A 15,201-nucleotide genomic window follows, 5' to 3' on the forward strand; every position below is an offset into this window, starting at 1 on the left:
TTAGATTTTACCTACAAGGTCAAGTCCTGGTGTTAGTGTTTCAGAACCTTCTTGCCATTTAGCTGGGCAAACTTCACCTGGGTTTTTACGTACATATTGTGCTGCTTTAATTTTGTTAACAAGTGTGCTTGCGTCGCGGCCGATACCACCAGCGTTGATTTCAATAGTTTGGATAATGCCATCTGGATCGATGATAAATGTTCCGCGATCAGCAAGACCTTCTTCTTCGTTTAATACTTCAAAGTTACGTGAGATTTTTTGTGAAGGGTCACCAATCATAATGTATTCAATTTTGTTAATTGTTTCTGAATGGTCATGCCATGCTTTGTGTGTGAAGTGTGTATCTGTAGAAACTGAATATACTTCTACGCCTAATTCTTTTAATGCTGCGTATTGGTCTTGTAAATCACCTAATTCAGTTGGACATACGAAAGTGAAATCTGCTGGGTAGAAGCAAACTACGCTCCATTTACCTTTAAAGTTTTCTTCAGTAACCTCAAGGAATTCACCTTGTTGGTAAGCTTGTGCTACGAATGGTTTTACTTCAGTTCCGATTAATGACATATCGAAATTCCTCCTCAATAAATTATAATAATTCTAATTCAATATTCATTATTATATAAAACCTGTTGTTTTGTCAAAGGAAATATAGCAAGTTTTTTAAAAAAGTTGTCTGATCGTCTGATTTCCTTTGAAAAGCAAGGTTTTGTACAGTGTTTCTACATATATCTTATCACTCTTGTACGTTTTTTATCTAATAATATGATTGTATAAACAGGAAATGTATAAGTGTCTTTTTTATCTAATGGAGGAAAGGAGGTATGAAAATAAAAGGTGATGATTGAGAATAATTGAAGCCGTTACATTAGCTTCATTTTGCTGACAACAGAAAAGTATACGGTGTCATTTGAAATAGGATAAAAATGGTATTTTATTTATATTCTAATTACATTTTTTGAGTTTAAATACCTATATAAAAAAATATCTTAAGAAGAAAATGTATAAAAATTCATGAATTATAAATAGTAAATCTTATAAAAAAACCAGTATAAACCAAAAAAACATTATTTTACATATTTTTAGAGGTAGTAAGTATTACTTCGGTATGATTGACGTAATATAAGCCTTGTTATAGTCTATAAATGCTTTAGGAAGGGCTTTTCAGGTGGTTTAACAACATAGAAAAGGAGCCAATAAATGAGAAGCTTTCAAGTTCGGTTATTACTGCTTCTAGTAATATTTATTATCTTACCATACTTCCTGTCGGTGTTTATTATTTATGGAAATACAAAAAGTAGCATTGAGAACAAAGAGTTGGAAAAAAGCCGTGAAGAGCTACGTGAAGCGGGAAATGATCTTGAGCAACACTTTGAAAAAATGATTACATTGCCGTATTCCGTTTATAACATGCCAGATATACTACAAGTTTTTGATGAGGGCTTGCCAAAAGAAAATAGCAGTAATTTTTTATCTTTTGAAAAGAGTATTGAAACATTTTCAGCGACAAGGCCAGAATTGGTGCAGCTCCGCTTTTATTTTCACAAGGAAAAAGAATCATTGATTGTTTATAAATCAAATTTGAGCGCACCAAAAACACAAAGTAATTATGTCAAGCACCCTCCATTTAAACAGCTTTATCAATCAGAGCAAGATTATGTGATTGAAGAACCGCATAAAGCTAAAAATTATGACAACGTTCCAATTATCCCTAAGACAGAAGATTCCATGGTAGTAACAATGCATCATAAAATTAAAAACATTTTAAGTGAAGAGTTTCTTGGCTTTCTAACAATGGATATTGATATTACTTCGTACTCTCCATTAGTAAAACAGCTTGAGGGAGACGATGGTACATCGGTTTTCTTACTTAACGAAGATTATAAAGTAATGTATTCCAGTGATTCAAAGCAAATGGGACAAATGATTAGTAAAAAGGAGCTTACAGCATTGAGTGAGTCAACAGAGCTTGTACTCACTGAAAGCTTACAGGCACCACTGAATAACTGGCGAGTAGTGAAGATTATTTCTAAAGATGCCTTGTTTCAAGATGCTAAAAAAGCGGCTTATACAAACGTTGTGTTGGGATTGGGCGTGGTAGTGCTGGGAGTAATTATGGTTTTTCTAATTTCACGCATTGTCACAAAGCCAATAAGAGTTTTGAGTGATAAAGTACGATCCATTGAAGGTGGAAACATGGATGTGATGCTTACAACTTCTCGCAAAGATGAGATTGGCCATTTAGAAAATCATATGCAAGAAATGCTGCACCGTATTAACAATCATATTGATCGGGAATATAAGTTGGAGATTGAAGTAAAGAAAAGTCAGCTAAGAGCGCTCAAGTCTCAAGTGAATCCACATTTCTTATTCAATGCTTTGCAGTCAATAGGCGCTGTTGCTTTAGATTCTGGAGCAAAAGGGGTTTATGGATTGATCATTTCTTTATCAAAGATGATGCGTTACTCATTGCAAGCAGATCAATTAGTAACAGTAGATAAAGAGCTAGACTATATCCATTCTTATTTGGTGCTACAAAAAGAGCGGTTTGGTGAAGAGGTCGATGTTCAATTCTCAGTAGATAAAGAAGTTGAGAATGAGCTTATTCCGAGTATGCTCCTACAACCTTTAGTTGAAAATTATTTTAAGCATAGCTATGAAAAGTATAGTGACGAATCACGTTTAGAAATTATTGGTGAAAAAGAAAGGGGAGTTATTAAGCTAGCAGTGAAAAGTTATGGTCCAACCCTTCAAGAAGCTGAGCTGAATTCACTTCGTCAAACCATTTATAACCGTAGTGCTACACAAAAAGGTATAGGGTTGAAGAATATTTATGATCGGCTATTGCTACATTTTGGTCATGAAGCAACGTTTCATATTGATAGCCTAGAGGGAAAAGGCTTTGAGGTAATGATGACAATTCCTATTAATAAGTAGAATTTCAATTTGAATAAAACAGCTATTGATTTGACTGCTAAGGGAGGTAAATATAGTGAAAGCGTTGATTGTTGATGACGAGAAAAATGTTCGTAAAGTGATGCGCCAACTAGGAGAATGGGAAAGCGTAGGAGTCAATGAAGTGTTAGAAGCTACTAATGGCATAGAGGCTTTGGAGATAATTGAAAAAGAAAAGCCTGGTGTGATTTTTACGGATATTAAAATGCCAAAAATGAGTGGTTTACAGCTGATTGAAAGGTTAAATCAACATTCGTATACAGGAAAAGTCATACTTGTTACGGGGTATGATGATTATACATTTATGCGCAAAGCTATTCAATTAAATAGCTTTGATTACTTGCTGAAACCAATTGACCCCGAAGCTTTTCAACAAGTGTTAACAAAAGTAGTAGACTCTTTAGAGGCAGAACAAGAAGAAAACGAAGAAATACTAGCCGAGGCTAAAAAACTTCGTCACAGTCAACTAATGACGTCCTTATGTTTAAATGAAGGAACGGATACAGCATTTTTACATTCAATAATTCCAGAAGCGGAAGACATAGATTTTACACTGCTATATTTTTATCAAGGACATCAACCTGATCCTTGTATTAATGAGCTTTCAAATGAATTACAAGCGCGGAATATGGGAGCAACTTTTACATTTCAGGGTGAGGAGAATCTGTACATTGTCCTAACGGCAAAACATCAATGGGTTTATGTAGAGCGGTGGATAAGTGAAAATATTTCAATTCCAATTCGTTTGGTTCAAGATTCATTCTCTTCCTTTAATCAAATTCCAGAGGTGTTTAACGGTCTTTTGACAGCACTAAAGGGCAATCAATATCGAGCAATTCGTCAAGTGGATGAGCTAGAAGCACTGAAGCGTATGCAAGAAATAGTAGCATATGTAGAAGACTATTATATGGAAGATATTAGCCTCCAGAAACTATCAAAAATGTTTTTTTTAACAAGAGAACATATATCAAGGAAATTTAAAAAAGAAACGGGTATGACGCTATCTAAATATGTAACAAATTTAAGAGTAAGACAAGCGAAACAGTGGTTATTAGAAACGGCTGAAACCATTCATTCTATTTCGTTAATGCTTGGTTATCAGGATGAAAAGTATTTCTCGAAGCTGTTTAAGAAGGTAGTTGGTTTAACTCCTTTTGAATACCGGGCTTTATACGCCAATGTAAGAGATAGTGAAAAATCATCTATATAGGCTAAGAGAGGCAAGGGTGAATAAATGAAAGAAAAAATATGCTACCTGTTTTTTGTCTCTCTTTTACTGAGTGTGTTGACAAGCTGTGGTTCTTCAAACGCTCAAACTGAAACGGAAAATAAAGAAACAGAACAGGTCGTCTTAACTATACGTAATCCTAAAGTCGAAATTGCAACGCAGTTTGAACAAATGGTACAGGAGTATGAAAGACAGAACCCAAATGTCAAAATCCATGTCGAAACGGTGGGTGGAGCATCGGATGATTTCTCTGATATCATTGCCCAAATTGCTGCAGGTCAAGGGCCCGATATCTTTACAAATATCGGCTATGATGCGACAAAAGAATGGATTAATTATTTAGAAGACTTGAGTAGCCAGCCTTGGGTTGAAAAAGCATATCCTGATACGTTAAAGCCAATTACGGTAGAAGACAAAGTATATGGCATGCCGATGGATATTGAAGGTTTTGGAATTGTTTATAATAGAGAGCTATTTCAAAAAGCTGGTATTCAATCTATTCCTCGCACGTATTCAGAGTTAAAAGTGGCAGCAGAGAAGCTTAAAAACATCGGTGTTACGCCTTTTGCAAACGGCTATTACGAAGAGTGGAAGTTGGGTTATCACTTAACTAGCCTTGCTTTTGCAATTCAGCAAGATCCAATAAAATTTAATCATCAGCTGAAAAAAGGGAAAGAAAGCTTTACGACAAACGTAATCGCAAAAGATTTGTTATCATTCTTAGACTTAACTCTCCAATATGGAAATCAATCTGCAACGAAAACAGATTATTATACTGAAGTGGAGATGTTAGCAAATGAAGAAGCAGCGATGATACTGCAGGGAAGCTGGGTACAGCCGCTATTAGATGAGGAAGCTCTCGATAAGTCGTTTGGTATTTTTCCAGTTCCATTAAATGATAAAGCCAACAGCAAAATCTTAACAGGTGTTCCAAACTACTGGGTTGTGAATAAAAAAGCATCTTCAATAAAAAAGCGAGAAGCTAAAAAATTCTTAAATTGGACGGTTTCATCAAGTGAAGGTCAGCAATTTATGACTGAACGGTTTGGCTTTGCTCCAGCTTTTAAGCATATAAAAACAAATGATATAGGTCCCATTAGTAAAGAAGTACTGAATGTTTACCACACGAAAGAAACCTATAATTCCAATTGGTTTGCTTATTCATCATCTGCTAAGCGAGAAGCAGGTCGTACGCTAAAAAGATACTTAAATCGAGAGCTTTCAAAAGATGAAACACTTAGACAGTTAGATGAAGTTTTACGAGAAGATAGCAAGCCATAATCATTGAAGTCCTTTTTCAATTTGAGAAAGGGCTTCTTTTGTCATTCTTTTGTCATGTATATCAATTTAAGACGAAAACTCAATCAATTTATGCCGTATTCAGCCAAAGCATTGTTTTTTATACTTAATGTATCAGGTATGGAACGAACGATCAATCAAGCCAAAACTAATTAAAGTCAAAGAAGTATCGTCCGTGTCTTGCCAAAGCATGAAAAACTATCTACTAGGAGGAAAACTTGATGAACTTTCGTAATTTTGCGTCAAAAGCAACGGTAGCATCCCTAAGTGCAGCAATTTTATTAGGAGGTAGCTTTACACCTGCTTCTGCTAAAGGTAAAGGTGTAGATGAAGCACAAGCAAAATCCTATAAAGAAACGTACGGTACTTCACAAATTACGCGTGAAGCAATGAAGAACATGGTAAACCAACATGGTGACAAGCGCTATACGGTACCAGGCTTTGATGAATCAACAATCAAAAATGTAGAATCAGCTGTTAAAACAGATAAAAATGGAAACAAAATTAAAATGGACGTATGGGATACGTGGCCATTGCAAAATGCTGACGGTACGGTAGCGGAATATAACGGTTATCACATTGTATTTGGTTTAGCTGGAGATCCTAAGAACCCTAACGATACATTTATCTACATGTTCTATAAAAAAGCAGGAGACAATTCCGTTGACGCTTGGAAAAATGCTGGTCGTGTATTTGACGATAATGACAAGTACGAAGCAAACGACGAGCACTTAAAAGGACAAATAGAAGAATGGTCAGGATCTGCATTATTCACAGATGACGGTGAAATTCGCTTATTCTATACAAACCGTGGTGATTTTAATGAAAGCCAAAAATTATTCGGTAAACAAACTCTTACAACAGCACAGGTTAATGTTTCTGAACAACAAGAAAACACGCTGAAAGTTGACGGTGTTGAAGATCATAAATCAATCTACGAAGGTGGAGACAGCAAAACGTATGAGTCTGTAAACAAAGCTTTCGAAGATCGTAACTTTATGAACAACCATACGCTACGTGACCCTCACTACATTGAAGATAAAGGTCGCAAATATTTAGTTTTTGAAGCAAACACAGGTACTGAATATGGTTATTCTGGTGAAGAGTCTCTTTATAATCGCGCATACTACGGCAACGGTATGAAGTTCTTCCGCGATGAGTTTAAGAACCTTGACAATAGTGACAAGAAAGATGAAGCAGAGCTTGCAAACGGTGCGATTGGTATCGTTGAAATTAACGATGACTACACGTTGAAAAATGAAATGAAGCCACTAATTGTATCAAATACAGTAACAGATGAAATTGAACGTCCCAATATCTTCAAAAAAGATGGCAAGTTCTATTTATTTACAAGCACACGTGGTTCTAAAATGACGACTGATGGTGTCGATGATAAAGATATTTACATGCTTGGCTATGTGTCAAATTCTTTAACAGGTCCATATAAACCAATGAATAACACAGGTATTGTATTGCATCAAGATTTAGATCCAAATGATGTAACATGGACATACGCACACTACGTGATTCCACAAAAAGACTCTGACAAATTTGTTGTAACAAGCTATATGACAAACCGCGGATTCTTTGAAGATAAGAAATCAACGTTTGCACCTTCATTCTTACTTGATATGAAAGGCAACAAATCTTCAGTTGTCCAAAATGGTACTTTAGAACAAGGTCAAATCACGTATGATGAAAAGAAAAAATAATCTTTGATATGAAATGAAAAAGAAAATGTCATGATAGTGGCATTTTCTTTTTATTTATTGGGTAAAACCATTGGGTGACATAATACTTTTAATGAAGTGTGGTGATAGTATGGGCAGGTTGAATTCAATACAGAGAAGGTGGACTATGCTAGTTATCATTTTAGCAATCATAATAGGCGCTAGCATTTATGTATGGATGAATCAAATGAATAAAGAAGATAAGAGCGAAAAAAAACCTGTGGAATCAACATCTTATCGCTCGTCTTACCATTTTACGGCACCTGATAAATGGAAAAATGATCCACAAAAGCCGATTTTCTATAATGGACAGTATCACTACTATTACCTTTACAATAAGGATTATCCCGATGGTAATGGAACTGAATGGCGCCATGCAACTTCGGAAGACCTTGTTCATTGGAAAGATGAAGGAGTAGCAATTCCAAAGTACACGAATAAAAATGGAGATCCATGGTCAGGTTCTGTTGTTGTTGATCGTAACAATACAGCTGGATTTGGAGAGAATGCATTTATCGCAGTTGTAACGCAACCTTCAGAAGACGGAGGGAAGCAAGAGCAGTATTTATGGTATAGCACAGATGAAGGAAAAACGTTTCAAAGTGCTGGCGATGAACCTGTATTATCCAATCCTGGCATAGAAGATTTTCGCGATCCCAAAATTATATGGGACGATGAACGTGATAAATGGGTGATGCTGCTTGCAGAAGGTTCTAAAATTGGATTTTATGAATCAGGGAATCTGAAGGAATGGAAGTTCACTGGTGACTTTCAAACGGAGGATTATGGCGTATTAGAGTGTCCAGATTTATTCCAAATGAGAGCCCCTAATGGCACTGTTAAGTGGGTGCTTGGTATGAGTGCAAATGGTGAAGCAGTCGATAAACCAAACAACTATGCTTATTGGATCGGTGACTTTAATGGAGAGAACTTTGAAAAAGAGCATGAAGAGCCTCAGTGGCTAGATTACGGTTTTGATTGGTATGGTGGCGTTACACTTGAAGATGGCCAGGCTGACGACAAGTTAAACAAGCGTTACGGACTTGCTTGGATGAACAAATGGTCATATGCAGACAACACTCCTACCATGGAAGCCGACGGATTTAATGGAACGGATTCAATTGTTCGAGAAATTACGCTACAAGAAGATGAACAGTACGGTTACGCATTAGCCTCTCAGCCTGTGGCTGATTTAAAACAGCTTGTAAAATCGGAGAAAAAATATAATGATATAACATTAATAGATGAATCTAACACACTGGATATGAAGGGAGAAACGTACCGAATAGAAGCTGATGTGTCTTGGGAAGACAGCGAAAATATTGGTTTGCGTTTACGTGAATCAGAGGACAAGTCTCGACATATTGATGTGGGATTAGCTATTTCTGAAAACTATTCCTACGTAAATCGAGCGTTTGTAGAAAATCCAGACGAAGAGAAAAAGTTTCAAGAAAGCCAAGCGCCTTTTGGTGGTAATAACAAAAATGCACGTCTTACGGTTCTCGTTGATAAAACAAGCGTAGAAGTGTTTATAGACGGTGGGAAAGTGGTGCATACCAATTTAGTATTTCCCTTAGCTGAAGACCAAGGCATTTCGCTATTTTCTTCTGGTGGTACAGCTACGTTTGAAAATGTGAAGGTTGAAGAGTTAGGAACAAATCAAAAAAAGTAAATAAGAATATGAAAAAGCTTCGGCCATAAGTAGCCGAAGCTTTTTCATTGTTTGTTCTCTCTCATAAATCGTTTATACTAATAAAAGCTTATAAAGTGAATTCTATATGTAACAAGGAACGTTAAATAATAAAAAAGCGAGGAACCATATGTCCAGTTCAACATTTACTGATTACGCAATTAGTGATCCAATCATAAAGGCCATAGATGCCTTAGAATATAACCAACCAACACCAGTTCAAGCGCGTGTTATTCCCAAAGTATTAGAAGATAAAGACGTAATTGTAACCTCACAAACAGGAAGCGGAAAAACAGCTTCCTTTGCCATTCCACTATGTGAAAAAGTAGATTGGCTTGAAAACAAGCCACAAGTACTTGTGCTGACGCCTACCCGTGAATTAGCGGCACAGGTTAGTGATGAAATGAAGAGTATCGGTCGCTATAAGCGTGTTAATAGCGTGGCCATCTACGGCCGACAGTCTTTTATGAAGCAAAAGACTATGCTAAAACAAAAAACGCATATCGTAGTGGGGACACCTGGCCGCGTCTTAGATCATATTGAAAAAGGCACGTTATCTGTTGAATGTTTAAAATATGTTGTATTAGACGAAGCAGACGAAATGTTAAACATGGGTTTTATTGATCAAGTATCAGCGATTCTAGATAAGCTTCCGACTAGTCGAACTACGATGCTTTTCTCTGCAACGTTTCCAGCTGATATTGAAGGTTTAGCTAAGAAATATATGATTAATCCTGAGCGTATCCAAATCGAAACAGTAGGAAAAGCACCGCAGCTTATTACACATCACGTGATGGAAGTGGAAGAAGGGAGTAAGCTTTCCTTGTTATCAGATGTCACGGTTGCTGAAAACCCAGATAGCTGCATCATCTTTTGTCGAACACAAGAACGAGTAAAAGAAGTTTTTCAGTACTTAGACGAACGTGATTATTCTGCTGATTTACTGCACGGAGCGATGGTTCAAGAAGATCGATTTGAAGTAATGGATGACTTTAAGCGCGGTGAGTTTCGCTATCTAGTAGCCACTGACGTTGCTGCTAGAGGAATTGACGTCGAAGATATTACGCTTGTCATTAACTTTGATTTCCCACTTGAAAAAGAAAAATACGTGCATCGTACGGGTAGAACAGGACGTGCTGGTAAGTCAGGAAAAGCCATTACGTTTATGACGTCTTATGAGCAAAAGTTCTTAGAAGAAATTCGTGAATACAGCCAAGCTGATATTCAGTTAAGTAACCCACCATCTGTTGAAGAAGTAAAAGCTAACAGAACGGCTTTTCAAGAGAAAATGGAAGCACCGGTAGTTCTAAGAGAAGAGAAGCGTGAAAAAGTTAACCAAGATATTATGAAGTTATATTTTAATGGCGGTAAGAAAAAGAAAATTCGTGCGGTTGATTTTGTGGGAACTATTGCTAAATTGCCTGGTATGTCCGCTCAAGATATTGGGATTATTACCATCCAAGATAATCATTCGTACGTTGAGATTTTAAACGGTAAAGGTCCATCTGTATTGAAGGTATTAAAAAATAAAAGCATCAAAGGCAAGAAGTTAAAAGTGCATGAAGCGAAAAAGTGAAAAAGAGACTGAGACATAAGTAGTTCAGCCTCTATTATACCTGAACGGTTGAGAGTTCATAACTTTTAATCGTTCAGGTTTTTTTGGTTGATTGTGAAAACAATGTTGGAAACAGGGTGGAACGAACGTGTTCAGACAAACCAAAAAGATGGGAACAGCTAGTGTTCATCTTTTAGAAGCCATCATTTTGGTTTGTCCCAAACTCTTTTCTATTGTTTAATCCATACGGATACACTTTGACTATTAACCGTAAAACAACCATAGCCATTCTCATCAATTGTAACCTGATCGTCTCGTTTTTCAAGCATATCAATCCAAGTACTACCAGCGTGCTCTTTTCCTACAAACATTTGCTTATCTCCTTCATCTCCATTTGAAAGAATGACAGCACAGCCAGAGCCTTCAATAGAGGGGTCTCCATGACGAACCCAGCCAATTGTATTGGGATGATCGAAATAGTCATCTTGGTCTCCATACGCTTTGTGGTAGCGCACCGATAAAAGCTTTGTGAGCATGTCCTTTTTTGCATCCATAGGGTTGTCCCCAGAGATACCGAAGAAATCCCCATAAAATATGCATGGGTATCCATCTTTTCGAAGTAAAATTAAGGCGTACGCTAATTCTTTAAACCAGTCTTCTATCCATGATTCAAGGGACTCGTTGGGCTGCGAATCATGATTATCTACAAAGGTAACCACATCTAATGGATGGACTTGGACAAGTGTATCATCAAATACTGTTTGTAAATCAAAATCTCTTCCTTTTTGTGAAGCTTCATATAACTTGTAGTGAAGAGGAACGTCGAAAATATCAATACCGTGTTCAACATGATCTAAAAAATCTGCTGCTGTTCTTAAGTCAGGATGCCAAAACTCGCCTATAAAATAAAAATCTTCTCCTTGCTCAGCAGCGACTTCTGATACAAATTCTTTGATAAAGTTATAGTTAATATGCTTAATGGCATCCAGTCGGTAGCCGTCACAATTTAACGTTTCTGCTAGCCATTTTCCCCAGGAAATCATTTCACCTTTAACATCGGGATGGTCGTAATCAATGTTGGCATACATCAGATAATCATAGTTTCCAAATTCCTGATCCACCTCTTCGTTCCACTTTTTATTTTCACCAAGGATTTTAAAGATACCAGAACGATCTTCTTTAGCATCATAGTCTGTTCCATTAAAATGTGTAAAATTCCATTGGAAATCTGAGTACTTATTGTTTCGACCGTTAAATGTAAATTTTGTCCACCCTTCAATATCAAAAGGCTCAGATATTTCGTTTGTTCGATTATCAGCATCTACTTCAATTACCTGAAAGGTCTCTGTTTCATCAGCCCCTGCTTTGTGGTTCATGACAATGTCAACATACACGCTGATTCCGTGGTCATGACACGCTTGAATTGCTTCGTGTAATTGCTCTTTTGTTCCATACTTTGTAGCGGTGCTTCCTTTTTGCTCAAATTCACCTAGGTCATAGACGTCGTATACGCTATAGCCATTGTCATCAGGTGAAGATGCCTTTGTAACTGGAGGAATCCAAACAGCATCAATGCCGGCTTCCTTTAGCTCAGGTGCTACTTCCTTTAAACGATTCCAATGATTTTGGTCAGCTGGCAAATGCCATTCAAAAAACTGAATCATTGTGTGATTACGTTCCATTCATCTCATCCTCTCACACCCGTTTTCTAGTTATATTCCTACTATGCGTCTTATCTAAACCATGTATAAAGGAAATAATTTCAAAAACAGAAATTATCGAGTAATCAAAAAGAATAAGACTTTTCTGATGAAGTCTGCTATAATTTTTTAAAATTATAAGCTTTTGGAGGAATGAACAGCATGGGGTATCGAGATCAATTACATAGCTGTAAACGTATCGTTGTCAAAGTAGGGACATCAACTTTAACATACGACAATGGAGAGATTCATTTAGGGCGCATTGAAAAATTAACGCGTGTTTTGTCTGATTTAATGAATTCGGGTAAAGAAGTGGTATTGGTTACATCAGGTGCAGTGCAAGTAGGAGTCAAGAAATTAAAGTTAGCAAATCGACCAACGTTAATTCGCGACAAGCAAGCAGCGGCCGCTGTAGGACAGTCTGAATTAATGCATATTTATAGTAAATTTTTCGGAGAATATAGTCATATTGTGGGGCAAGTGTTGTTAACCAAAGACGTTATTGAAGATGAACACGTTCGAAATAACGTCGTCAATACATTTGAAAAGTTGATTGAAGACCGCGTCATTCCAATTGTTAATGAGAATGATACCGTAGCAATTGACGAAATTGAGAATATTGTACGCTTTGGAGATAACGATAATTTATCGGCTATCGTTTCAGTACTTATTCAAGCTGATTTATTGGTGATTTTATCAGATATTGATGGCTTCTTTGACTCAGATCCAACAAAAAATGAGAATTCGATGCTTATTAAAGTCATTGAAAAAATCACGCCTGAGCTAGAAGAGTTTGCGGGAGGTAGTGGAACTTCTGTGGGAACAGGTGGAATGGTAACAAAATTAACGGCTGCGAAGCGTGCTACGGTAGAAGGGATTAACGTGGTTTTAGCAAACGGTAAAGACCCTGCTATCCTACGCGATTTAATTAATGGTAAAGAGCTAGGAACGCTGTTTTTATCTCAAAAGCAAAAAGTCCGTTAAGAAAAAAGTGTGGGAAATCCACACTTTTTTTAATTAAGCATTGCGTATCATCCTTTGTTTCTTATACACTGTATGCTGTAAGAAACAAACCAGACTTTAGACGTTTGGAGTGAGAAGATGAAAGAAAAGAAATTAGATAGATATGACATTATGGACGTCTGCTTACTGGCAGGGAAAATTATGCTAGAAAGTGGAGCAGAGACATATCGAGTAGAAGATACAATGATGAGGATTGCTGCTTCATTTGGCATTAAAACATCACATAGCTATGTAACTCCAACCGGAATTATGTTTTCTCTGGAGACGAGTGAGCCCACTAAAACGAAGCTCATACGTATTTCTGAACGTACAACAGATTTAAAGAAAGTAACGTTAGTTAACAGCGTATCGCGTCAAATCAGTCAAGGTCAACTGCAATTAGAAGAAGCATATGACGCTTTAGAAACTATCGCAGAATCCAACGTTGCGTTTCCTTTATGGGTCCAGCTCGCGGCTGCTTCTATTTCAAGCGGCTGTTTTTTAATCATGTTTCAAGGTCAATGGTTAGACTTCATTCCAGCTATGTTAGCCGGAGGACTTGGCTTTTTAGCACTTGTCTATTTCCATCGTATTATTCCAATTAAATTCTTTGCCGAGTTTACTGCTTCTCTAACCATTGGTACGCTTTCACTGCTATTTGTCACAATCGGTGTTGGAAGTGAACTTGATAAAATTATTATTGGATCGGTTATGCCTCTGGTGCCAGGGCTTTTAATTACCAATGCTGTAAGGGACCTAATGGCAGGACACTTGTTATCGGGTTTGTCTAAAGGTGCAGAGGCTTTCTTAACGGCTTTTGCCATTGGTGCTGGAATCGCAGTTGTATTTACATTGTTATAAGAAGGAGGGCTGCATATGACAATCATTGAGCAAATTATTACAAGCTTTATTGCTTCTGCTGCGTTTGGTATTATTTTTAACGTTCCACGTGAATCATTATTAAAGTGTGGTTTTGTTGGAATGATTGGCTGGTTAATTTACTTTCTGATGACGATGTACAATATTGATGAAGTACCAAGTACAGTAGCATCTGCGTTTTTTATTGCAATTATTAGCCAAATTTATGCAAAGGTATATCGCATGCCCATTATTATTTTTACAGTTGCAGGTATTATCCCACTCGTACCGGGGGGAATTGCCTATGACGCCATGCGAAACTTCGTAGAAAATGATTACAATACAGCAATTAGCTTAGCTGCAAAAGCATTTATGATTTCAGGATCAATTGCCATTGGAATCGTGTTTTCGGAAGTAGTTAATCAAATTATTCGACAGTCGAAATTAAATGTGAAAGCAAAATATCGTCCATAAAGAAAAGAGGTCCCCCAACCTCATTGAAACGAATCAATGGAGATGAGAGACCTTTTTTTATTTATATAATGACTCTTTTCCATATTGCTTTCCGGATAAGGTGTCGAATTCTAATAGTTGATATTGCTTCATATATTGAATAGCGTCTCGCTTTAAAGAAGAGGTGTCATGAACAACTTCTCCTTTATCATTTAGATAAATTTGCTTACGAAATGCTGGAATATGTTCTTTCATTTTTGATAAATAGCTATAAAATAGAGTTGGCTTATAGTTTAATTCATCTACAATCATTGGCGCAAAATACATAGGACTAATCGTTCCTAACTCTTGCTCCATGTTTAAATTAAAGTTCGCCATAAATAAGAGTGGTGTTTCATAAAATTCTTTTCACTAGTGTTGCATTAATTTAAATTAACTATTAAAAAGACTCAAAATCTTCAATTTTATTATTTTAGGCAAACAAAAAGTCCTTTATAATGGAAATAGATGGTGGTAACCCGTCCAAATCCACTAATAAAGGACCAAACTTATGGACAAGATTACACGAAAAACTTCATTTGGACAATGGTTTTCACCAATTAATCTTCAATTATTAGAAGATAACGTGAAAACATTGAAATTAGATTACTATACGAAAAAATTAACGACAGAATCATTCCTTAAATTATTACTTTTTGCACAGCTAGTAGAAATTGAAAGTCTACATGCATTGG

13 protein-coding genes are annotated in these 15,201 nt (G+C 36.6%); 10 read left to right on the forward strand and 3 right to left on the reverse strand.

Annotated features, from left to right (window positions below; all coding sequences use genetic code 11):
- Window positions 1-564 (reverse strand): alkyl hydroperoxide reductase subunit C, encoded by a 564-nt coding sequence (ahpC, locus tag AS180_RS14730; protein ID WP_061786066.1) that lies wholly within the window; start codon window positions 562-564, stop codon window positions 1-3.
- A gap of 633 nt (window positions 565-1,197) precedes the next feature.
- Between ahpC and AS180_RS14735 the strand changes: the two genes are divergently transcribed.
- From AS180_RS14735 to AS180_RS14760, 6 genes are all read left to right on the forward strand, one after another.
- A complete protein-coding gene (locus AS180_RS14735) occupies window positions 1,198-2,934 on the forward strand; it encodes a cache domain-containing sensor histidine kinase (RefSeq protein WP_062687031.1) in 1,737 nt (578 codons plus the stop codon).
- 55 nt (window positions 2,935-2,989) lie between these two features.
- Window positions 2,990-4,162: a response regulator transcription factor gene (locus AS180_RS14740; RefSeq protein WP_062687033.1), complete on the forward strand. Its 1,173-nt coding sequence runs from the start codon at window positions 2,990-2,992 to the stop codon at window positions 4,160-4,162.
- Between the two features lie 24 nt (window positions 4,163-4,186).
- Entirely contained in the window at window positions 4,187-5,461 is a 1,275-nt protein-coding gene (locus AS180_RS14745; protein ID WP_025910431.1) for an ABC transporter substrate-binding protein, read from the forward strand.
- A gap of 239 nt (window positions 5,462-5,700) precedes the next feature.
- Entirely contained in the window at window positions 5,701-7,191 is a 1,491-nt protein-coding gene (locus AS180_RS14750; RefSeq protein WP_025910430.1) for a glycoside hydrolase family 68 protein, read from the forward strand.
- A gap of 145 nt (window positions 7,192-7,336) precedes the next feature.
- The gene (locus tag AS180_RS14755) at window positions 7,337-8,881 is read left to right on the forward strand and encodes a glycoside hydrolase family 32 protein (protein ID WP_090752834.1); all 1,545 of its coding nucleotides are present in this window, start codon (window positions 7,337-7,339) and stop codon (window positions 8,879-8,881) included.
- A gap of 148 nt (window positions 8,882-9,029) precedes the next feature.
- The gene (locus AS180_RS14760; protein WP_025910428.1) at window positions 9,030-10,475 is read left to right on the forward strand and encodes a DEAD/DEAH box helicase; all 1,446 of its coding nucleotides are present in this window, start codon (window positions 9,030-9,032) and stop codon (window positions 10,473-10,475) included.
- Window positions 10,476-10,684: 209 nt separating this feature from the next.
- On the opposite strand, the gene AS180_RS14765 is transcribed toward AS180_RS14760, so the two are convergent.
- Entirely contained in the window at window positions 10,685-12,136 is a 1,452-nt protein-coding gene (locus AS180_RS14765) for an alpha-amylase (protein WP_025910427.1), read from the reverse strand.
- A gap of 180 nt (window positions 12,137-12,316) precedes the next feature.
- Here AS180_RS14765 and proB point away from each other — a divergent pair, with 180 nt between their 5' ends.
- The 3 genes from proB to AS180_RS14780 all read left to right on the forward strand — a co-directional run bounded on the left by proB (window position 12,317) and on the right by AS180_RS14780 (window position 14,488).
- On the forward strand, window positions 12,317-13,138 hold the full coding sequence (gene proB, locus AS180_RS14770) for a glutamate 5-kinase (RefSeq protein ID WP_025910426.1): 822 nt from the start codon (window positions 12,317-12,319) through the stop codon (window positions 13,136-13,138).
- Between the two features lie 117 nt (window positions 13,139-13,255).
- Window positions 13,256-14,017, forward strand: a complete 762-nt coding sequence (locus AS180_RS14775) for a threonine/serine exporter family protein (RefSeq protein ID WP_025910425.1) — start codon at window positions 13,256-13,258, stop codon at window positions 14,015-14,017.
- 15 nt (window positions 14,018-14,032) lie between these two features.
- Window positions 14,033-14,488, forward strand: a complete 456-nt coding sequence (locus AS180_RS14780; protein ID WP_025910424.1) for a threonine/serine exporter family protein — start codon at window positions 14,033-14,035, stop codon at window positions 14,486-14,488.
- Between the two features lie 57 nt (window positions 14,489-14,545).
- On the opposite strand, the gene AS180_RS14785 is transcribed toward AS180_RS14780, so the two are convergent.
- Complete coding sequence (locus AS180_RS14785; protein ID WP_175384205.1) at window positions 14,546-14,824, reverse strand: hypothetical protein; 279 nt, start codon at window positions 14,822-14,824, stop codon at window positions 14,546-14,548.
- Window positions 14,825-15,017: 193 nt separating this feature from the next.
- Here AS180_RS14785 and AS180_RS14790 point away from each other — a divergent pair.
- Window positions 15,018-15,201 (forward strand): DUF4372 domain-containing protein (locus AS180_RS14790; protein WP_139109188.1); only part of this gene is annotated, 184 nt, incomplete at its 3' end.

This window comes from Priestia veravalensis (genome assembly GCF_001457055.1).
GTDB lineage: Bacteria > Bacillota > Bacilli > Bacillales > Bacillaceae_H > Priestia > Priestia flexa.